The organism is Weissella thailandensis (assembly GCF_001932615.1).
Lineage (GTDB): Bacteria > Bacillota > Bacilli > Lactobacillales > Lactobacillaceae > Weissella > Weissella thailandensis.
In genome coordinates this window covers 779,532-801,168 of record NZ_CP014332.1, presented here as the reverse complement: position 1 = coordinate 801,168, position 21,637 = coordinate 779,532, and the positions used below count along the sequence as shown (strand labels likewise).

Sequence of the window (21,637 nt, the reverse complement as noted above, 5' to 3'; positions counted from 1 at the left end):
TGTCACAACCATTCTATTTTACACAGAATCAATCAAAAAAAACTTGTGAATCTGACGAAACTGTCAGATTCACAAGCCATAATTCGCAAACTCTGCGTGTCTATTTTACGATTTTTATCACCCTTAACGCAAAATATAATATTTAACATAATCAATCAGATAATCTTATTGCAAAAAAATTAAAACTTATATAAAATCAATATTTTTCCCAAAACTGATACAATTCATCAGTTTTTATTAAAATGAAGCCCTTTAAAAAGTCTGCATTAAAATCTTCGTTAGTTATAAAATCATCAATCCGTATTCTGAATTTATTTACGTTACTTAAGTTAACAGAATCATGCTTTAAGTCTTTAATAGACAGTACAACTCCACCTAGAATTTCTTCATTTGAATTTCTAATGCTTAAATCATCCTTAATTAATAGGTAATTAATCATTGCCAGTTGTAACGGCACACTTTTACCATTTAATTCAGCATGATCAAAAATATCCATATTTAAGTCGACCATTGTAACTTTATCAGAGGGCAATTGCAAATTAGGTAAAAATGTAACACCTACGTTAGAAGTTCCCATAACTAAAACATTCTCTTTTGATAAACTGTAGTCTTTCAGTGACGATAACACATCATTCATCAAGTTAATTTTTCGAATATTCGCCGTATAGTGTAAATCTCCCTTATCAAACCACGCTTGACCGTCTACTACAGGATCTGCCGCTAATATTTTATAATTATTTAGGCCACCATTTATCAAAGCACCTGTCGCACCCCTGGATGTTCCATACATAACAATTCTACTAGAATCAACTAAATACTTATCTGCTATTAGTTCTACCAACTCGCTAATTTGTTTTTCATAATCTGGAAAATTTTCTGTATTAGTATAAAAGGAGCCAGCAACAAGATTCATATCACCAATCTCTAAAATATAAGTATTTTTGGCTATACTATCTTTTAATGTAGTAAAGTCAGCTTTAAAATTTCTTTTGAAAATCGAAGTTGACTTTTGATCTGAGAATCCCAAAAACCTCACTAATAGTCTATTTGGACCGTATGTTCTTTTATCCTTTGGAGGAATAATTCGATAATGTAAATCCAAATACTTTGGATACACTCCTACCAAATTTTTTCTTTTAATAAAGCGGAATAAGTTGCCGATATTGCCATGTAATACATAATCTTGCTTTATAATTTTTTTGACTTGTTCATAAGCTTTTTTATTTTCTCTAAAAGCCCTTAAGTCTGTATGTTTACTAGGAACATCTAATAAAACAACATTAGCATCTATTTGCGCACTAATCTTATCATCAGCAGTAATTTTCTTCACAGTTGGTCCTAAATCCCATGTTGCAGCGATTTCCTCTACTTGCGTTTGAACATCGCTATAATAATTTTGATTATAAAAATAGTACCAATGTTTCCCATTACTAAAATTTTGCTCGGCAAAACTATGTTTCTTATCAAAATTCACACGTCGACAGCCTTCATTTTTATATATCAAATTATCAATTTTGGCCCATGCATTATTGTATCTATCTATTGTATCTATTGAAAATTTGTAAAAATCATGATTATATTTTTTCTGAGATAACCCATTAATTGACATTTTCTCAGGAAATCTAGCATTATTAAAAATGACATGTGTTTTTGGAGATAAAGAGTTCACATTCCTGAGAAATAGTTTTACATGATACTGTAAATTTTTATAAAAATTCTTATCGTTAAACGTTTCTCGTACTGCTTCGCTTGGAAAAGTCTTGTTAAGACGAATATTTCGGGTCACATAAGTACCATCCGACAGTACCAAATTTCCAAAGTATATATCAGAAAATAGATCCATCAATAATATATCTGGTTGAAAACTTTTCAGTTTTTCCCAGAATCCATTATTTTCAAAGTTCCAATTTAAAAATTCTTTATATTCTGGCGAAATATTACTTTTATCCGCAAATTTTTTTATGGAAGCATAACTAGACATTAAATGCCCAATTGTATAAAACTCTTTCACTTTTTTTACTATATGCTCTCCACCATAAGTATCATTTATTTTTTTATTAAAAACATATGTGGTTGCAGGTGAACCCATAGATAATATCTTCATTATTTTTTACTCCACATTGTATACATATATTCGTTAGAAACTTTTTTTATGAAGTCATATATGTTCTTAGAATATTCTTGTACATCCGATCCAAAAATAGAATTAATATTATTTTCAGTAGCTTTGTCAATTTCAAAATTTTTATCCAAATAATAAGAAACCTTATTAACAACTTGATCACTTGATTGATAGGATTCTCCGATTGGTAAATTATCTAAGTCCACTAATGAACCGACCTTTTTTAAATACCTTGACTTGTCAAATTGATAAAAAATCACAGGTTTTCTTTGTACAGCAAAATCCCATACAACTGATGAATAATCAGAAATTAATAATGATGCCCCTCTCAACAAATCTCCTAAGTCATAATTATCACTAGATAAAATATGAATCCTTGAATTACTAGAATTTAAATTATGTGTAAGTCGTTGCATAAATGGATGCAAATAAACATAAAACTCGGTGTCATGCTCATTCAAAATATCATTCAATTTCTTATTTTCCAGTAACTCATTAATCTTTTGATAGTACTCACTTTTCACAAATTCTTCATCTGTTGCCTTATTTAGCCATTGTCGCCAGGTAGGAACATAAATAATTTTGTTATTAAATTGCTGTTCAACTAAAGTATTTTCTCCAAACAAATCCCAACGGGAAAATCCTAGAATTGGTAATTGTTCATACGAATACCCCATACTTTGATGCACAACCTCTTGTTCTAAGGTATTAGTTACAACAAAGTAATCAATCATTCCTGAAGCTACGTTCCAAGGCTTATTACTAGCATGGCTTTTCATTGCTGTTACACCATGCTGTAGCATAATAAATGGCTTTTTCATGATCACTTCTTTATAAAAAGGTGATGCATTGCGTCTATTCACATCACCAACCAAATGAAGAGGGCTATCACTAGATACAAGCATGTGTGCTTTAGTAACCATTTCATAATACTTCTGTGTACCTGTATACAAAACTCTGTTAGGATACTTAACGAGTTTATCCGCTTGAGGGCTATCTTTTCTAATTACATAATACATTTCATTATCTGGATCATGTTTTTGAACCCACTCGAATAGAGCAAAAGCATTATCTTGTGCAAAATTTGTTTCTTTTTCAAAAATTATAAATGTACCAGGAGTAAAATGTATCTTATTTTCTTTAAAAAGATTTGTATACCGCTTTTCTAGGTGTATATTGTGTTTATTATCAATATCAACAAGATTATCTGCAATTAAGCTTAATGTATTACCCTCAACAGATGGAAAAATAGTCCTTCCATTATCTTTGTACATAACTCTTCCCTGGGATAATTCTTTTTTTAAATCTGAAGAAGGCATATTGACCTTGATATCAAAAATTTTGTCGTTAATTTTAAGTTTTAAAGCAATCCTATAATACCCATACTCATCATGTGAAATTAAATTTCCTATATCAGAAGTAACTTTTATATTTTGTTTATCAAAGTCTAAATCAATAATATCAAGTTTATGATGTTCATTAATGAAAGCAGTTTTGTACAAATAAATATCTAGAATCTGTATCTTATTCATCCATGGCAACAGCTTCAAATTAAAAAATAAATTAATTACTAATTTTTTATGCACCTGACTAATATGATCAACAGTTAGCGATAAAGGTAATTTTCTCTCTTTTCTATCCAAAGCAAATTTAGACTTATTATGAACAGAAATTACGCCATTATCATTAATAAAGAAGCGACTAGCCATATTGTTTTCTGTCACATTGAAATCAACTGCATTATAGTACCTCAAGTAGCCCGGGTGATTTTTTAAGTCTCCGATACGAAAATAAGTAAGATTAAACAACGAGTGTCTATCAGAATAAATTCCCAGTAATTTTAATTTTGATTCATAGTCTTTAAAAGAATCTAGCGCATCATGTAAGTATAAGTAAATATCTTCTTGAACTTGATTATACGGAATCCCAACAAACTGACTCTTATTCGTATCAACTAAAAATAATTTATTAAACTTTTGATTATTATTCTTTAACCTTAATTTATAACTATAATTATCAATCTGATGTAACCCTGCCACATCCATAACGTTAATATTACCGTTCATTTGAGGCAAATAATGTCTGGCATATGGATTATTATGGTAGTCCATTTTTTGTAAATCAAGCGCATGAGCTTTCTTAACAGAAATAGATACTAACGCCAATCTATTGTGAATAGTGTAATAAAAATAGTTAGCAAATCCAAGATTCTCACCAATTTCAATATACCTTGACGATTTATTAAGCTCCGTTTTCATCTTAGGAGCATAGAGTCTGTAAAAAATATCCGCTTGCTTCAAGAAAAGATAGTATTTAACATCCTTATCCAAAGTAATATTGCGTACATCAATAATTAAGTGATGATTCTTAAACATTACAGGCAAATAAAAGCTATCTAACAATGCTTGATTCGTTTTCTCCTGTTTCCTTACCCAAATCTCTGGACTACTAATTTCTATTTTTTTAGGTAGACGTAAATCTAATAAACCGTTTTCAAATTTTTTCTCAAGTACAACTATATCCCTTTCACTTTTTGATATAGAAGGACGTTTGCTCTGTATAAAAAACTTTTTATCATTGGAAAATTTCCATTTACTAGCCTGATTGCCAACTATAGCACGGTCTACATCATCGCTAAACACAGATTGATATTCATTACCATTGCTGTCAATAAGTAAAAAACTGTACATACCATAATCTGGCAACTCATTCAAGGGGAATAATGTAATTTGACCAGAACTTGTTTTTCTTAAAGGAACAAAATACTTGTCCCCCATTTTATTGATTGCATATACTTGTTCTACAAAAATATCTTCAGAAAATTGTAAATAAATTTCCTCTGCTGAAAATAAGAATTTTTCTATTCTAATCATTCTATTTACACCTTTCACCCATTTATAATTCTATCTAGTTAGTATTAGAATTATAGTTTAAAATTTTTTTCTTTAGTTTCCACAACTTCCTTGAAACCCTTCTCAACAACGTCCACTTATTTTCTATACCTAATAATTTTTTCTTGCTCAAAATAGCCTGGTAAATTCTTTCGGAATTCTGGTGGTCGTGAAAGTTCATATATTTTTTACGCATAGCTGAATACTGATTTTCTTCGGAAAAACCATTTTCAACATACTTAATAATGGAATCTACTGCTTGATCAGAATTAAAGACAACATCTCCAAACAAATCTTTTTCATAATTTAGATAAGCGCCTTCACTTTTCAAATAATCTTCCTGATCAAACTGATAAAATATTACTGGCTTCTCTAAATAGAACATATCCCAAACAACACTTGAATAGTCTGAAATCATCATTGAACTCTTCATGATTTCATTTCCCATATCTACATCTAGATACCCATACTTATCAGTAAAACTTTCATCAATATCAAAAAGATCAACGTAATTTTTAAAATATGGATGTAAAAAGAATGCAAGTCTAGTGTTGTTCGCTTTCAAAACCTCTTTTAATTTAGGTGATTTTAAAAAGGCTTGATACTCTTTATAAAACCTTGTTTTTAAAAATTCCTCACGACTCATACCCTCCATTGATTTACGCCAGGTAGGCATCATAAATATCTGATGGTATGATAATTCATCAGTCTTATCTATATATGAATCCCATCGAGCATACCCTGTTGCAACAACTTCATTTGGAGAATATCCCCATTTTTTTATATTTATATTGTCGCGTTCAAAATCACTGGGCGCTATTATCAAATCTAAAAGGCCTCTTTTTTTATGAAAAACTGGTACTTTTTTTATTCCATTCATTCCGTGCTGCAAGAACACATTTTTCTTTTGTAACATAGACTTAGCTAACAATGAGTCTCTGCGTTGCAAATTGTATGCATGAAATTTAGTGTCTGACGAAATAAATACACGAGCAGAAAACATATACAAAAAGTATTTAAAACTCATATAAACAAGAACTCTATCCTGCATTTTACTCAAATTTTTATACTCAGGAGAATCTTTTCTGATTACATAATAAGTATTGGGATGCTTTTCATTTTCATACATATATTTAAAAAAGTGAAAGGCATTATCATGCGCCCCAAAACTATTCTTTTCAAAAACTATCCAAATGTTTTTTTTATCTAAATATTTTTTAAAATGATTGTATACATTATAAGCTTTAATCTCTCTATTGAAATTTACTTCATTTTCATACGGCTCAATATTTCTATAGGTAAATGCTAATGATCCACCAGCAGTAACATATGGATATAAAATTGTGTTTACTGCTGTTCTTATCTCTTTTTCAAAGACATCCACATCAACTAAATCTTTAACACTATCTGTCAATTTGCTTACTTGAATTGGTAAATTAATATTTTCATTTCCTAAAACGACAAACAAATCCCAGTAAAATGGAATATAGCTGTGTTCTAAGTCTATAATTGAGTCAATTACAACTGAATCTTCATTTTCAGATATTATATTTACAGTGTAATCATTTTCTTTAGGATTGAGAATATTTCTGTTTATTAACCTAACAGACTGAATATTACACTTATCAAGAAGTTCACCCTCTACTTGAAGAGTAAGTTTATAACTATCTTGCTCCCTTTTTAAAGATTTAACTTGTGCTTCTAAATTAAATGTTTTGTTAACTAAATTATGTAATGGCCCCTTTAAGAAAATTAAATCTGTATTTTCTTGTTTAAAAACCTGGATATATTGCTGATACTTTCCTACACCACCAGGTAAAGGTCTCCTATTATCAAATAATTGGTACTTATTAATTCCATTATTGTTAGCTAACTGTAATTTATAAAGACTAGAACTTCTTTCATTTTCAAAACTAACATTTGCGAATATATTCATATTCCTGACGCCATTAACAACACCCAAATCATTAAAAACATCATTAAATTCTATATGCACCTTGTTCTCTATTATATTATTAGGTATTTCAGAAAAAGGCCCCTTCAAGTTATTTGAAGTTGTAATAATTTGTAATGTCCAAATTTTTTCAGGAAATACTAACTCAATATATTTATCAGAAACGCTTTCTAAGCTCACCTTTAAAGGCTCAGCGGCCACAATTTTTTTCTTCAAGTCACCTGTAACTACTCTAGATCCTAAAATTATAATATTATTTTTGAAGAGGTAATACAGATTGCTTTTCTTAAGGTTAGATGAAATACTATAATTCACTTGTGAAATTTTTCCTTGCTTAATTGCAAAAACTTCCAACGATTTATCGCTTTTATCTCTATATTCCTTTAGAAAAGATTCATCTAATCTAAAATTTTCATCTATACTAAAATGATTTTCACCTAACTGCCCCATTAATTGACAATCATTTTTGTTAGAAAATCTTTCATCTTCAGTAAATTCTAATTTTACTTGATCATATTTTGAATTCTCTATTTGTTGATAGGCTTCGTCTTTATTTTCATATATACAATAGTTAATTTGACGATTAAACTTATAATCTTTAAAATAAATTGATTTAATCTCATTCAAATCAATTGACGTTAAGTCCAGCAGGTACTCATTATCTGACTTTTTTCTATAATTAACTAGGTTAACCGAATTCTCTGTGAAAACTTCAAAAAAATACGGCATCTCCATTTTATAAGGCACTTTTACTCCTAGATAATTACCTTCAAAAAAAATTTTTTCTTTTTTATTTAAATTTATTAACTTATTATCATTATTGGGATAGATTCCAAAGCACATCACATCTGCACGGAAAAAAACATATTTGAGCGTTTGTTCAGTTTCATTAGTAAAATAAGTATTTATAAGACTATCATCAAAAAAAAGTTGGCGTCCATGCTTATCCGTTAAAGTAACTTCTCTATATCCCCACATTTCTTCTGGAATTTTATTATATTTATGATTAAAATTATTTATTACTTTTCCTGATGGAAAAAGTATGTTTATTTCACCAGTTACATCTTGACCAGTATCATCTATAAAATCCAGATTCCCTTTTGGGGTATAATTAAATTCTTTCACTATCATGACTATCCAATCTCCCCTCGATTATATTTCTCTGAAAACATATGCGTTAAAAAGTCTTCCTTATCATAAAATAAAGATCCTGGCTTATAATAATCATCTATGTATCGTTCCTCGCTATTAAAATATTCAATTGTATATATAGCCTTTAACTTATTGCCCACCACGATATCATAATTTTTTACCCAACTATTGAATTCATAGTATCGAATCTTTCTTATAAAACCATTAGTTAAAAAGATTCGACGATATGGCCTAATATCATTTCTTAAATAAACATCTATATGCTTAAATATTCCTGTTTCTAAATTAATGCGAAAACTAAATTTTAAATTTTCTCCATCATAATATAATAAATTATCTTTGACTTTTTTTATTGAAAAGCGATTCCAATTTGGGAAAGTTCTATCCAAAAAAGTCACATAAAAATCACTATCTTGGTTTTGAACTTTCCAAATATTATCATTCAGTTTCTGTAAACTAGTAAATTTTTCAATTATCATGATCAATAACCTCTAACCATCTTGAAACAAAGTTTTCTTCAGAAAAGTAAGATGCTCTTTCTTGAACCTCTAAAGTATTTTTAGGATTATTAACAGCGTTAATCATTTGTCTTTTAAATTCTTCCGGAGTACGTGACTTTGCAACCCATCCGCTTTTTTCGTCTACAATGTCAGTGGGTCCATAATTCACTTCATAAGTAATGATAGGCGTTCCGTTAGAAAGTGACTCTAATGCATTTAATGGGAAACCTTCAAAATTAGAAGTTATCAACAATGCATAAATTTGTTGATATGCTTTGTTTACATTCTGCACATTGCCATGAAAAATTACCTTTTTATCCAATCCCAATTTTTTCACTTGATTTTCTAATTCTGATCGACTCTCCCCATCTCCAAAAATGTCAAGGAAATACCCCTTAATTTCCTGATCAAACAAATAAAAGGCCATAATCACATCATTTAAATTTTTCTGTGGATGTAATCGGCATATGACACCAAAATGATTTTTTCTCTTATCATATTGAATCCTAGTTTTTTTAGTAGAATGAGGAATCACAGCAATCTTATTTTTTAAACTCGGAATTTCTGAAGTAATATCTAATTTTTGTTTCTGCGTAAGAGTGACAATAACACTATTTTCAGGCAAATTTGCATTCAAAATATTCTTAAAGGAATGTTTTATGCCTGATAAGGTATCTAAAGGGTCCTCTAAATGTGGGTTGTGTAATTGAAAAATTCTTTTTCCAACCTTATTTTCGAGTAACGGTTTATCTAAAAGCCTTGCATCGTTCACAACAACATCATTTTCTGAAAAGATATCACCAAAAAAGTATGAAAATAGCTCTTTCTCATTCGAAAAATTAACAGATTCAGACGCAGTGTTTAGATTTATGCTTGTAACTGTATTTCCATTCTTAAATGTTTTCGACAAATACTTAAGACCTTCCTCTGTCACAAATTCTTGTAGAATTCTCGACTTATTTTCGCCGAAAGTCTCTATTTTATGAACAAATCCATTATTATTAACATAAAAAATTTTAAATGGTTCAAAATTCCAATCTCTATATAAAGCAAAAAATTCAATGTTTCCAGAGTCAAGACCTTTAACCACAAAATTAGGAAGTCCATCTCTATAAAAATAAGTACGGTCATTCTGCGATGATCTTTTAACCTTTACGTATTCCGAAAAATCACCAACATATTTTGATAGCATTTCCTTCCAAGTCACTTTAACATTTTTCGTACTATTTTTTTGCTTATAATAATCATAAATATTTTCAAAGGAAGTATTACCCAATACTCGATTTTGTTCTCTAAAAAAAGAGTACGTTTCTTCATATTCCGAATTATAATTAGTCGAAACAATTGTTATATCAATTCCCTTTTGATTTAATAAATGTGCCCTTTGTAATAACGACTTAGTTCTACCCCCATGAATTTTGGGTAAAGTACTAGTTATAAAAAAAATTTTTCTCATATTCAGCCCAACCTCCTTAACTGAAAGGAATCTAAACAATGGCATTCAAAACAATAATATTACCTATTACCATATCCTTAGTTAAAGTTACATCATGAAATCCATAATTAAGAATAGTTGGAACTATTTCCTCATCATGTCCAAAAATTTGATTATTTGCCCATAACTTATGAGCCCTTAAAAATTCCAAATTAGGTTGAAAAATCAAAAATTGTGAATCATTTAAATCTGCCTTAATACCTGTTCGAACTTTTACCGGTTCCAGCAAGTTTTGCAAATCCGGATTATCACGAAACCCCTTCATTTTCTTAGGTAGCTGAATGATATTCATTCCCCTTAGTCCTGTAAAAAAGGGATTATTAATTTGAGATTTAATACTCAAATTTTCTGTTAAAGTTATTTCAAATCCTGGTAAATTTTTAGTTTTCTTAAGTTTTATATCTTGGTCATTTTCAGAAAAAAATCTCATTTATCTATTCCTCTTCCTACGTTATATCGTACAAATTTAACGGGTTAACACTCTTTAATTTGTTTTCCTCCACTAGAAACACTTCATCTTTTAACGAAATATAGTGTTGAAGCCACATGTTATTAAAATAATCTTTGGTCATACCATTAGACCATTTAGTAGTATCTAGTTGCTTTAAAAAAATTTTATCACCATCTAACTTGATAAAGTCTACGCTATTTTGATTAAACAGCTTTCCTTCTTTCAAGGATAAATCGTCTACCTTTTCAGAATACCTTAATGGTGCCGCATAATATTGATAAATATTAGTTATCTTCAAATCAGCTGGTAATTCATTTTCCGAAAATAATTTATCCAATTGTGATTGATATTTTTCCGATAATCCAAACCATAATACCTCAGAACGTCGCCCTTGCTCAGCTTGGTTTCTAATCTGCTTAAATAACTCCCAACGCATTTGCGAATCTTCAAACAAATTCTCTGTAAAAATAAATTTCACAGTTTCCCCAAAACGTTGTGTTGGCGATTGATAACCATGCCTTACAAAATCTGTCAAACACTTAGCAATCTGTTTATGCACTGATAAAGTAAAATGATCGCGATCATCAACATACTCGTCCATATGGTTACCTAAGTGATAATCACGGATATCAAATATCGGCACCTGAAGTTCTTGGTACACTTCAATAAATGCTGATACCATTTCTTCATAAGTAAAACCATTAGGCCCTTCTAAATGCCAAGCAGGCTTGTGCTTACGAAATGCTAACGTTTCTAAAACACCCACTAATTGAATATGATGATTAAGTCGCCTAATTCGCTGGATGTTCTCACGCAATTTCATTTTAACTTCTTCTAATGTATGCAATGAGCCATCCGGATTAGGTTGTTTCCAATCGTTGTTACCATAAGCAATCAACACCACATCAGCCTGACGAATGTCTTGGCAATAATGCTGAATACTACCTTCAAAACTGTGCGTCCAACCAGCTAGCTGGTCAAGATTGTGTTGGCCTTTAAACTGCCCCGTACCAGTTTCGGCAAAGTTTTCTAACTTATGGGCACGCAAATAATATGAGGCTAGTTTTGCATATACCGCATCACGATACGGTGTTTCTTCACGCACTAACTCTTGGCCGGCAACAATACTATCACCAAAAACAATAACATTTTTATCCGTCCAGTCATTAGTTGACTTCCCAATATGCAAATACTTCAAAAACCGTTTTACTTTGCTTTTAACTGTCATACGAGTTATCTTCCCTACTACTGGTTATTTAGCGACTAGTTCCCTGAAACATCAATTTTTGAGGTATCCACACTTGTGGCCAATTTCTTTTTATTTAGGTCATCTTTGATTTGTGATGTTGAAATTTCTGGCGTACGTGGTAAGTAAACGACTTCTGTGTCTGTTTGCTCTTCAATAAAGTCAAACTTACCTGCCCAGTCATCCCCCATAACTAAAGTATCCACATGATACTCTTTCATATCAGAAACTTTTTGATCCCAACTATTCTCTGGAATAACCAAGTCAACGTAACGGATAGCTTCTAATAATTGCTTACGCTTTTCATAAGAAAAATACGTTTTCTTTTGCTTTGAATCCCAATTAAACTCATCAGATGACAGAACGACAATTAAATAGTCACCTAATTGCTTTGCCCGACGCAATAAATTGATGTGACCATAGTGCAACATGTCAAACGTTCCATAAGTAATAATTCTTTTCATAATTTCTAACTCCTATTAGTATTTATTATTTCAGTATAGCATTAAACGCTTGGCGCGCCTGTTCTTGATAAACGTTAATATCAAATTTTTCTAATTTAGTCTGATTCTCTATGGTAAACAACATTAATTGCGCAAATGAAGTTGCAGTCACATCCTGCGTTACTAAACCATACTCTTGGTTACCTATCACACCAACATTCGCCGCAATATTAGTTGCCACAATTAACCGTTGCTGCATTAAAGCTTCTAGCAAAACCATTGGTTGACCTTCATAAAGTGATGGATGTACGAAAACATCGGCCAATGCCAAGTAGTCCGCAGGATTATCAACTTGCCCAGTAAATAGGACAACATTGGCAATACCCAACTGCATAGCTTTATTTTCCAATTCATCACGGATAACGCCATCACCAATGATAATTAACTCAGCCTCTGGATGTTTTGCATAAACCCTTGCAAAAGCATCTAATAGCATTGTTTGATTCTTTTCAGGTGACAAACGACCAACAGCCACAAAAACAAAATGACTATACGTCGCCCACTGACGACCATTTTGATACAGCAAAGAGTCTGAAACTGCCTGTTGGACATCCGCAGCTAATACTGCATCCCCAGTATCGGACAGCAAAATAGTTTGTCCATTTTGTCGAAGCAATTGTGTGTAATGTTTATCATCATCCCATACAGAAATTTTTCGTGTAATCCATGGTTGGTCAATTTTAGAAACTGGTTGAATCTCATCAACCGGCAACACATCAGCTGCTAGTTTCACACCTGATTGTTCATCAGGTAGCATTTTTTCTTGCACAGACAGTGGTTTCATATGATCATTTGTTAATACCGATTCATCAAACCAACCATATTGATTATCCAACTGACCATAAATCATGAACGCTTGCGTTTGCCAATTCCATACCCGAGCTAATTCCACAATATGATTTGTCACCACTATCTGTTGTTGCTCCTGACTTAATAACATTGATTGATAAGCAACCATGATGTCCCCGCTGACAGCATACACCTCATCAAAGTGTGTCGTATCTAACACAAATACCTCATTTACTGGTACCATCACCGACTCATCAAACTTTTCAGAGTATAGTTGATAAACTGATTGATTATCAACTAACAGGGTAGTTCGATAACCAGCCACCATTACCAAATCATCCGGTAAAGTATTGAAATGTAAACGAATCATCTGTTCACTGGTCCGGTTAAAAATTAATGATTGGTTAACAGGTACATCTAGATAGTCACTCAAATTGACGTGATAGTTATTCGTCAGTAACACATCAATAGATTGTTTATTCATATCTTTTTCAGCAAGCCACCATTGTTTTTGACCGACTTTCACTCGGTAATAATTACCTGTCGTCGTTTGGGCGAATGCCGTTGCTAAATAAAGTCTATTAACCGTTTTTAACTGGCGTTGTTTAATCCCGCGTTTACTCAACCCTAATGGTTGATTAGTCAAGACAACCTCATGATTAATCATAAATAGTTGTTTGACACCAACATTATATACTTGTTCAGTAACTTTATTAGACATTCTGTTCCATAACCATTGATAAAAGGCAAACTTCGATGCGGACTGCATCGGTAAGATGCTTGACGCCTTTAACCAAGCTAATTGCTGACTTTTTGGTAGCTGGACTTGGTAATATCGACCATCCCCCGTTTCAGCTTGTGCAACAATTTTGACAAAAGTATGGTTTAACCATTTTGCCTGGCCAATGACATCACTAGTATCTTCACCTTTTAAATATGGTGTCTGGAACAGACGTCGCTTATTGTTATACACCCAACCAATTTGATGAGCTGGTTCTTGGTACAATAATTCATTAACTTCCTGAACATCGACATACTTTGCAGCAACCCAACCACTTGGTAAGTCATTTATCGCAAGCTTGTAGAATGTTTGCTGATTAATGCGGGCTCGCCCAAGAACACGAATATGATCATTACGATTGACTGCTTTAATAACGGTTACACCCTGTGCAATATCCGCCAAAGACATATACATCTCAACATACTGTACACGCATAGTTGCAGCCGCTTGATAATCTTCAATAACAGGTAAATTATCTGCTTGCTGATCTACCTCTGTAGGTAGCGTCAATGAATTTGGCACTGCCACCATTTGTTCTGGCCGAACATATTCTGACAGCTTCTTCTCATTGATTTGCTTTAAAGTTTCCGAAACAGAAACGATTTTATCGAAAACTTGATAGAGCGTAAATAAAGCGCCTAACTTCTTGGCATGCACTTGCTTACCATTAATTACTTTCTGTGAATCGGTGTATAAATCATTATGTTGATAAACAACCAATTGCTTTCTAGGCATGACCGCAAATAGCTTTGAGCCGTTAAATGAGTATCCCGAAAAGTCAACCAATGTATCAAATTGAACACTATTAAATAATCGATCTGCTTCACGTTGGTAACCAATTTTTGGAATATTCGTATCAGACCAACGTTTGATTCCATGTTCACTGACATAACGGTCTTGTCGATGTTCCGGACGGGTTAAGGCAGTGACCCCAAAGCGGTACATAATGCGCACATGTTCATCTAACTGCGCAACGTTATTGATAATTTCTTCATTATCGTTGTCCCACAACAAATATGTCACATCGTATTTATCATAATCAATATGATGACTTAAATTGATGGCACTAGTCGTAATCCCATTATTTCCCATACCACCGGGATAAATCAGCAATTTTGTCTTATCCAAGCCACTTGCTGGGATATGCTTTACACCTGACACTGTTTGTTGATTAAAGACTGTTTGAACGATGCGAGTAGTGACTTGACCATCATCGTATGGGACAACTTTTTCTTTAATTTGTTGATATTTGTGCTGATAATGTTCACTAATTTGATTAGTATGCTGCAATGCATGTCCTACTGATTCAATATCATCTAAAATTGGACCAGGTAACTCATTATCATCAAAATACATGCCACGATAACTACTATATAATTCATGGTCCCAAGCATAGAAAATAACTGGTTTATCAGTCACTAAATAATCAAAGAAAATACTTGAATAATCAGTAATCAAGACATCAGTGATTCCTAAAATCAAGTTAGCATCCATTTCATCCGGCACTAAATATGGGCGTAACCCTTCATGACGTTTAGCCAATGGATAAGCATATGGATGTACTTTAACCAAAATATTTTTATCAGGATTTAACTGTTTTAATTGCTTAATCTCTTCATAAATTTGCTGAATGCTCCCAGATGGGTTTGTAATTGACGTTCCCTTCCAGGTTGGTGTGTACATGACAATGAGTTGCGTTAAATCTAGTTGCACACCACTTTGTTGCAAATATGCCAGAGTACTTTTTTGCTCATGCGCATAAGTCAAATCAATCCGCGGATAGCCACCCTCAAGCACTTCGCCTTGGTACAAGCCATTTAATTTATAACGATCTAAAAACACATGCGATGTATGGGCGTTCGGTGAAATAATATAATTCGCCATTAATAAATTACGTTGCACATTTTTTAAGGAAGTCTTTGAACCAGGAATATCATAACCCATATATTTCAACGGCGTACCATGCCAAGTATTTAGATAAACTTGCGCTGGCTTCTTATGCCAAAACGACTGAAATGTTGAATTGGTAATCAAAAACTTTGCCTTTAGTAACCATTTCGCATAGGCAATCGTATTGCGCTTCACCCAAATAATTTTGGACTGCACATCAGACGGTACATTCGCAACCATTTTTGCCAGATTTTCTGGGCTGTCATCCGTCACGACCCACACATGTTGCAGATATTGATACTGTGCATGAGAACTCAGATAACGAAAAATTGCTAATGGGGAATCCGTCATTGACTGCCCATCACGGGCTTCGTACAATACTACCTGATCATCAACCGTTGCCTGATCATAATGGCGTATATAATATTCGCGTGTTTTTTTCAAGTCAGAGTACCGATAAGTCATGGCAACCTCTGAAATATGTGCAACACGTTTTACTTTTTTCTTCAAATCCATCTCAATTGCCACCCAATCACTACATTAGAAAGACTTTGGTCACGTCATGCTGATGTTCAAATAACACATCATAGTGGCGATTCATATTAATCACATAATCATCTGGTTGAATAATACGATTAAACCACTGTTCATATAAATCGACTTCGCTATATACTACGGGTTCATCCCAACCAACTAGCTGATAATCTGAGCGTAAACCACGCTCATCAAAATGGACTGTCAACTGTGTCTTTAAGTCCGTGTCTAAATACTCATCAACAACTGGCAAATGGGTCTTATCATCAAAATGACGTAACACTTGAATATTACCAGCAGCATTAACCGAGACACGTTGGTGCGGTTTCTTTTGACCTGGCTTAGCAAAGTCAACCGCCGTGACTTTACCAGCTTTATTATTAATGATGGCAATCCGTACTTCACCATCTTGCATAAAAAGGCGTTGGCCGCCTTTCTTTTTAACAGTAAATTTTTGGTTGCCAATATAGTCTTGTGTAAATTGATTGACGTTGTCGCGTCGATTGCTCTTCAAATATTGTGACACATAGAAACTTTCAATCTTTATGTTCGGGAAGTCACCCGAAAGCTTTTCATACTCATTAATCAACTGGTTATAGTCGCCTTTATACCGTGGATCTAAAATCGTCAATGTAGTATCAGAACCAATAAGCTGGTATAAATTAGCCATATAACGTTTTATCTTCGTAACTTCAGCAGCGTCCAACTTATCAATAATGATTTTTACTTGATTGCTCATATGAATGTCCCTCTAATTTTTAATATGTATCCAGGATTTAATCCTGGTATGAGAATTTCTTCTATCTAATTGACGTAAACAATAAAATCCGAATCATGGTCTGGTTCACCATTAACAATTGGACTTACTCGCCAGCCTTCTTTTACCTTAGCAATATAGTATGACCATGAACGATTCCCCTTATCAGGACTGGCCAAAACTAAACGCCCACGGGTACGATTAGTAAAGCGATTGTCCACAACTACTAAATGCTTACCTTTTGCATCTTTGACTTCAGAGCCTGAAACTTCCATTGTTTGCCACTTATTCGCATTTGATGTTTTATAAGTACCATTGGGAATAATTGGTGTGTTGTCCGCATAACCAAACGCATGACTGCGTTCGGCAAAAGCCCCAATCATGATACCAATAACCAAAATTGCTAATACTTGAATGATTCCTAGTGTCTTTTTCATTATTTCTTCCTTTATACAAAGTCCATGAAACGATTACGGAAACGCATATGGATATGTGCACCCACTGTTAGTAGAATAAGTACAATCCCCCAGAACAACAGATTTGCTGTTATATTATGCCAGAACCAAACCGGGTTTTCTAACAACGTTTCTCTAAATCCTTGAATAATGTAATACAATGGATTTAATTTCAATACATTTGACAACAATAGTGGGAAATTTGGACTATCAACCGGAATAATTACACCCGAAATCCACATTCCTACACGTAATACCGCTGCATAGGCATTATAAAAATCTGGTACTAACACGGTAATTGTTGAAGTCACTAGCGATAAGGCATACAAGAAAATCATCATCGCAAAAAAGTAATAAAAGAATTGTAACCAATAGATTGATGGTTTAACATTCATAAACAAGATTGCAAAAAATGCCATACCTAGCATGACAAAGTAACGCCGTAACTCAGTGATAATTTCCGTCATTGGAATAGCTGACAAAGAGAACTTCATGCGAGATAACATATTAATCTGCGATTGGATACTCTTTGCTGATTTTTGCATGGCTGATTGCATAAAGAAGTAAGTGACCATCCCTAAAGCAATCCAAGCAATATATCCCGCCAAACCAGTGGCGTGGGGATTACCATTGTCACTACCATTACGAACCGCAAACATCAAAATCATAATACCAATTTGTAGTGCCGGATCAGCAAAATGCCAAAAATCCCCTAGGTAGTTTTCCCGGTATGTCTGATCATTATTGTAACGAGCAATTCGCTGGACTACTGGCCAACTCTTTACTAATTCCTTAAAAATTTTCCAAATATCTTTCACAATAACTACCTCTCAACCGGCAAAATAATTTCTTGCCCAGGATTGACCACTTGGTCTGTCATCTGATTAGCTTGCATGATGGCTTCAACCGAAATATTCGTTTTCTCAGAGATACCTTCTAGCGTTTCCCCATCTTTCACAGTATACGTATTTTGCGTAGCCGAATAAACTGGTGTATCTACGGGTTTTGATGATTCACCCGTACGACCATGACGCTGATTTAACTGAGCCAACTTTGACGGCGCAAAGTTTGTAATCAAGTGGGTCGGATGTGCTGCCACATTAGCCCATGACATGTTTAACAACTGCTTATTCATCAATCCCACCGTCAATATCGTAATGATAATCAAAAAGACACGAGTGAACCATCCCATTTTCTCACTGCCCTCAGTAAAGGAGTGTTCATCTTCTTTTTGCCGTTTCAAAGCCGTTGATGGATCCAATAACATCTGTCGATTACGTTCTAACTGCTTTAGATGCCCTAACGTAAATGTTTTTTGCGCTTCCTTGTATCGTTTCTGATAGGCTAATCGTTCGTTTTCTGAAAAACGATTGAAACGCTTCAAGAAGCGCTCATATTCTGGCATCACTTCATCAATCGGACCATCCATTCGGATATCACCATAGTGCATCCAAATCACGCGGTCCGCCATTTGACGCATTTGTGCCGCAGAATGCGACACGAAGAAGATTGTTTTACCCTCTTCTTTAAAGCGCTTCGTACGTTCCATTGATTTTTGCGTAAATGTCGGATCACCCACAGAGAGGGCCTCATCAATAATAACAATATCAGCATCGGAATAAACTGAGATGGCAAAGCCTAACTTAGATTTCATACCAGATGAATATGATTTAACCGGTTGGTCAATAAAGTCACCTAGTTCAGAAAACTCGATGATGTCATCCATCTTGGCTTCAATTTCTTTTTCCGTCATGCCTTGCATCAAGGCCTTTAAACGAATATTGGCGCGTCCAGTTAATTTTGGTCGCATCCCCGCCCCAATCGCAATAATTGAAGTTGACCCATTAATCGTCATTTGTCCACTGGTTGGTTGGGTCAATCCCGCTACCATTTCTAGTAAGGTTGATTTACCTGATCCATTAGTTCCAATTACCCCAATGGTTTCACCTGCATGTGCTTCAAAGGACACACCTTTGACTGCCCAAAAGTTAGGAATACCTTTACCCCAAAATTTGAAGACAGCTTTTACTTTATCTGATTGTCGTTCAGCTAAATCAAATCGCTTCGTCACGTGATTTGCTGCAACGGTTACTTTGTTTTCAACCATTTTTCTAACCTATCTTCATTGTACTGCGCTACCATCATCAACAACTGAGTCTTCTGTACCGGCGGCATCATCTGATGCTTCACTACCTTGTGTACCAGTATCAGCGGCACCTGTATCGGTTGCCGCCCCACCAGTGTCACTAGCCGGCGTATCTGCAGGAGTGTCCGGCGTCCAAGTTGGCGTATAGTTTGGTGTCTCATCATAAGATGGTGCCACTTCAGCTTCGGCAGTATCAGTTTCTGCACTATCTTCAGTCAATCCTGGATCAATTGCCTCTTCAGTACTCGTTTCTTCAGTCACAGCTGGTTCTTCAACAATTTCACTGGCTGGTTCAACAATTTCTGCTTCACTAGCTGACGTGCTTGTTGATTCACTGACCTTTTTTTGGTCATCCTTTTGAACCGTAATATGCTTCGTGATTTTGTTTTGACCACGTGTTGCCTTAACCGTATACTTACCAGGCATCACAAAAGTTACCTTGATATCTTTTTTACTTTTATTCGGTTTGTAGTTTAAGTCATGGAGTTGCTCATGATTACTAGATACCTTCACGGCCGCATTCTTAGATACATGAATGGTTACCTTCGCTTCACCATCTTTGATTTTTACTTTTTTATCACTCAAATGAACCAGTTCGGCATCATAAATTTGTTCTGCTTGAACTTTCTTTTGGTGATCCTGGGCTGCTTGATGCGCCTCTTTTTCTTTATTAATTGAAAAGCCGGCAAATAAAGCAACGATTATCCCAAATGTCAGGAAGAAATGCCCCATTCTTTTAGAACGATCAATCTTCTTAACACGGGCAAAAATAGTTACAAATAGGCCGAAAATGGCAACAACACTAGCGATGAGTAGTATGTATAAACTAATCATGTACTTCTACTCCTTTATTATAAAAACGGGCATGCGTTTTTTGTTTCTTTTTTGGTGGCAGAGCCTGCCAATCACCATACATCTGAGTGAGGTAAGATTGGCTATCTGCTGGTATATAAACAGTTAAATCTTCAAACGGGACTGATTGTCGTTGTTGATAAACAGCTAGTGGAAAATTTTCCCTTGTCTTATTCAATCCCTGGACAATGTACAAACTAAAGATATTTGAACGCGCAACATGGCGTTGATTCATCTTTTGCGCTAACTTATCCATGCGTTGCACCCACCACCCCGTCGTATGCCGTTGCGCATATTTAATAAGCAGTGGTTTCAACCACCAGCCGGGTTCTTGTTTTGAAATAGCGATTCGTCGCGTTGAATTACGCATCACATCAAGATACTTCATTTGATAATACGCCATTCTTTGTCCGACTTTGGATTTTGGTACCGCATCAATCGGAAAAACATCCACATAAACACCGTTATGCACAAGTGCCCATTTACCATCCGCTTGCGTCTGCGTATCACTCACCCGCGTATAAGCATACAACCAATTCTCAGTGTTGTACGGGGTTAACAATTCATACTGCGAATTATATGGTTGATACTCACGAATAAACCTTTCGTATTCATCTCTTGGTAATGCCACATCGGCATCATCATCCCAAGGAATAAATCCTTGGTGACGGACCGCCCCTAAGGCACTACCACCCGTTAAGACATAATGGTAATTATGTTCATTAAAATATTTAATCATGTCAGCCAGAATAGCCAACATGATTTTCTGCACCTCAGGTACAGTTAAATATTTTAATTGTTCACCCATTCCAATACCCCAATCTTTTCGCTAATTCATGGTAATGCCCATCAACATGAATTATTGCTACAATCTCAAAATTTTTTATAAGTCTGTAAAAAATTACTACTAACGTTCTAAGTTTATCTCAATTTCTTTTTATACGCAACTGGATAACAATGCCTTAAACTAGCGGTTTTACTTGGATTTTCCAGCAAAAAAGCGTTAGTGTAACAAGCCACTAACGCTGTAACTGATATCATAAACACATTCCAAAAGTCTGAAAGCTCAATGTAACAAAATTTACGCCATTCCTATCCTCCACCTTGCTGTGGCCAAAA

Annotated in this window: 15 protein-coding genes; all 15 read right to left on the bottom strand. The window is 34.1% G+C overall.

Features of this window, described 5'->3' with window-relative positions; all coding sequences use genetic code 11:
* Nucleotides 1-196 precede the first annotated feature (196 nt).
* Nucleotides 197-2,104 carry an XcbB/CpsF family capsular polysaccharide biosynthesis protein gene (locus FOL01_RS03875; protein ID WP_075269430.1) on the bottom strand — a complete coding sequence of 636 codons (1,908 nt, stop codon included), beginning with the start codon at nucleotides 2,102-2,104 and terminating at the stop codon, nucleotides 197-199.
* Nucleotides 2,104-4,995 carry a CDP-glycerol glycerophosphotransferase family protein gene (locus tag FOL01_RS03870; protein WP_075269429.1) on the bottom strand — a complete coding sequence of 964 codons (2,892 nt, stop codon included), beginning with the start codon at nucleotides 4,993-4,995 and terminating at the stop codon, nucleotides 2,104-2,106. The genes FOL01_RS03875 and FOL01_RS03870 overlap by 1 nt, the downstream gene beginning before the upstream one ends.
* Nucleotides 4,996-5,029: 34 nt before the next feature.
* Complete coding sequence (locus tag FOL01_RS03865; RefSeq protein ID WP_075269428.1) at nucleotides 5,030-8,098, bottom strand: CDP-glycerol glycerophosphotransferase family protein; 3,069 nt, start codon at nucleotides 8,096-8,098, stop codon at nucleotides 5,030-5,032.
* Nucleotides 8,099-8,100: 2 nt separating this feature from the next.
* The gene (locus FOL01_RS03860) at nucleotides 8,101-8,598 is read right to left on the bottom strand and encodes a hypothetical protein (protein WP_075269427.1); all 498 of its coding nucleotides are present in this window, start codon (nucleotides 8,596-8,598) and stop codon (nucleotides 8,101-8,103) included.
* Nucleotides 8,588-10,075: a glycosyltransferase gene (locus FOL01_RS03855; RefSeq protein WP_075269426.1), complete on the bottom strand. Its 1,488-nt coding sequence runs from the start codon at nucleotides 10,073-10,075 to the stop codon at nucleotides 8,588-8,590. Before FOL01_RS03855 ends, FOL01_RS03860 begins: the two co-directional genes overlap by 11 nt.
* Before the next feature lie 31 nt (nucleotides 10,076-10,106).
* Entirely contained in the window at nucleotides 10,107-10,544 is a 438-nt protein-coding gene (locus FOL01_RS03850) for a hypothetical protein (RefSeq protein WP_075269425.1), read from the bottom strand.
* Nucleotides 10,545-10,560: 16 nt separating this feature from the next.
* The gene (locus FOL01_RS03845) at nucleotides 10,561-11,793 is read right to left on the bottom strand and encodes an SGNH/GDSL hydrolase family protein (RefSeq protein WP_075269424.1); all 1,233 of its coding nucleotides are present in this window, start codon (nucleotides 11,791-11,793) and stop codon (nucleotides 10,561-10,563) included.
* 35 nt (nucleotides 11,794-11,828) lie between these two features.
* Nucleotides 11,829-12,275, bottom strand: a complete 447-nt coding sequence (tagD, locus tag FOL01_RS03840; protein ID WP_075269423.1) for a glycerol-3-phosphate cytidylyltransferase — start codon at nucleotides 12,273-12,275, stop codon at nucleotides 11,829-11,831.
* Between the two features lie 25 nt (nucleotides 12,276-12,300).
* Complete coding sequence (locus FOL01_RS03835; protein ID WP_075269422.1) at nucleotides 12,301-16,290, bottom strand: CDP-glycerol glycerophosphotransferase family protein; 3,990 nt, start codon at nucleotides 16,288-16,290, stop codon at nucleotides 12,301-12,303.
* A gap of 19 nt (nucleotides 16,291-16,309) precedes the next feature.
* Complete coding sequence (locus tag FOL01_RS03830; protein ID WP_075269421.1) at nucleotides 16,310-17,047, bottom strand: hypothetical protein; 738 nt, start codon at nucleotides 17,045-17,047, stop codon at nucleotides 16,310-16,312.
* Between the two features lie 65 nt (nucleotides 17,048-17,112).
* The gene (locus FOL01_RS03825) at nucleotides 17,113-17,502 is read right to left on the bottom strand and encodes a hypothetical protein (RefSeq protein ID WP_075269420.1); all 390 of its coding nucleotides are present in this window, start codon (nucleotides 17,500-17,502) and stop codon (nucleotides 17,113-17,115) included.
* A gap of 11 nt (nucleotides 17,503-17,513) precedes the next feature.
* Nucleotides 17,514-18,338, bottom strand: coding sequence for an ABC transporter permease (locus FOL01_RS03820; protein ID WP_075269419.1), 825 nt, complete (start codon nucleotides 18,336-18,338; stop codon nucleotides 17,514-17,516).
* Nucleotides 18,339-18,343: 5 nt separating this feature from the next.
* Nucleotides 18,344-19,627, bottom strand: a complete 1,284-nt coding sequence (locus FOL01_RS03815; RefSeq protein ID WP_075269418.1) for an ATP-binding cassette domain-containing protein — start codon at nucleotides 19,625-19,627, stop codon at nucleotides 18,344-18,346.
* 15 nt (nucleotides 19,628-19,642) lie between these two features.
* Nucleotides 19,643-20,500 (bottom strand): hypothetical protein, encoded by an 858-nt coding sequence (locus tag FOL01_RS03810; protein WP_075269417.1) that lies wholly within the window; start codon nucleotides 20,498-20,500, stop codon nucleotides 19,643-19,645.
* Entirely contained in the window at nucleotides 20,493-21,326 is an 834-nt protein-coding gene (locus FOL01_RS03805; protein ID WP_075269416.1) for a LicD family protein, read from the bottom strand. Before FOL01_RS03805 ends, FOL01_RS03810 begins: the two co-directional genes overlap by 8 nt.
* Between the last annotated feature and the right edge of the window lie 311 nt (nucleotides 21,327-21,637).

What these genes read in the sequence shown, in the direction of transcription:
- FOL01_RS03875 (WP_075269430.1), bottom strand. Translation starts at nt 2,104, where the DNA reads ATGAAGATATTATCTATGGGTTCACCTGCAACCACATATGTTTTTAAT.
- FOL01_RS03870 (WP_075269429.1), bottom strand. Translation starts at nt 4,995, where the DNA reads ATGATTAGAATAGAAAAATTCTTATTTTCAGCAGAGGAAATTTATTTA.
- FOL01_RS03865 (WP_075269428.1), bottom strand. Translation starts at nt 8,098, where the DNA reads ATGATAGTGAAAGAATTTAATTATACCCCAAAAGGGAATCTGGATTTT.
- FOL01_RS03860 (WP_075269427.1), bottom strand. Translation starts at nt 8,598, where the DNA reads ATGATAATTGAAAAATTTACTAGTTTACAGAAACTGAATGATAATATT.
- FOL01_RS03855 (WP_075269426.1), bottom strand. Translation starts at nt 10,075, where the DNA reads ATGAGAAAAATTTTTTTTATAACTAGTACTTTACCCAAAATTCATGGG.
- FOL01_RS03850 (WP_075269425.1), bottom strand. Translation starts at nt 10,544, where the DNA reads ATGAGATTTTTTTCTGAAAATGACCAAGATATAAAACTTAAGAAAACT.
- FOL01_RS03845 (WP_075269424.1), bottom strand. Translation starts at nt 11,793, where the DNA reads ATGACAGTTAAAAGCAAAGTAAAACGGTTTTTGAAGTATTTGCATATT.
- tagD (WP_075269423.1), bottom strand. Translation starts at nt 12,275, where the DNA reads ATGAAAAGAATTATTACTTATGGAACGTTTGACATGTTGCACTATGGT.
- FOL01_RS03835 (WP_075269422.1), bottom strand. Translation starts at nt 16,290, where the DNA reads ATGGATTTGAAGAAAAAAGTAAAACGTGTTGCACATATTTCAGAGGTT.
- FOL01_RS03830 (WP_075269421.1), bottom strand. Translation starts at nt 17,047, where the DNA reads ATGAGCAATCAAGTAAAAATCATTATTGATAAGTTGGACGCTGCTGAA.
- FOL01_RS03825 (WP_075269420.1), bottom strand. Translation starts at nt 17,502, where the DNA reads ATGAAAAAGACACTAGGAATCATTCAAGTATTAGCAATTTTGGTTATT.
- FOL01_RS03815 (WP_075269418.1), bottom strand. Translation starts at nt 19,627, where the DNA reads ATGGTTGAAAACAAAGTAACCGTTGCAGCAAATCACGTGACGAAGCGA.
- FOL01_RS03810 (WP_075269417.1), bottom strand. Translation starts at nt 20,500, where the DNA reads ATGATTAGTTTATACATACTACTCATCGCTAGTGTTGTTGCCATTTTC.
- FOL01_RS03805 (WP_075269416.1), bottom strand. Translation starts at nt 21,326, where the DNA reads ATGGGTGAACAATTAAAATATTTAACTGTACCTGAGGTGCAGAAAATC.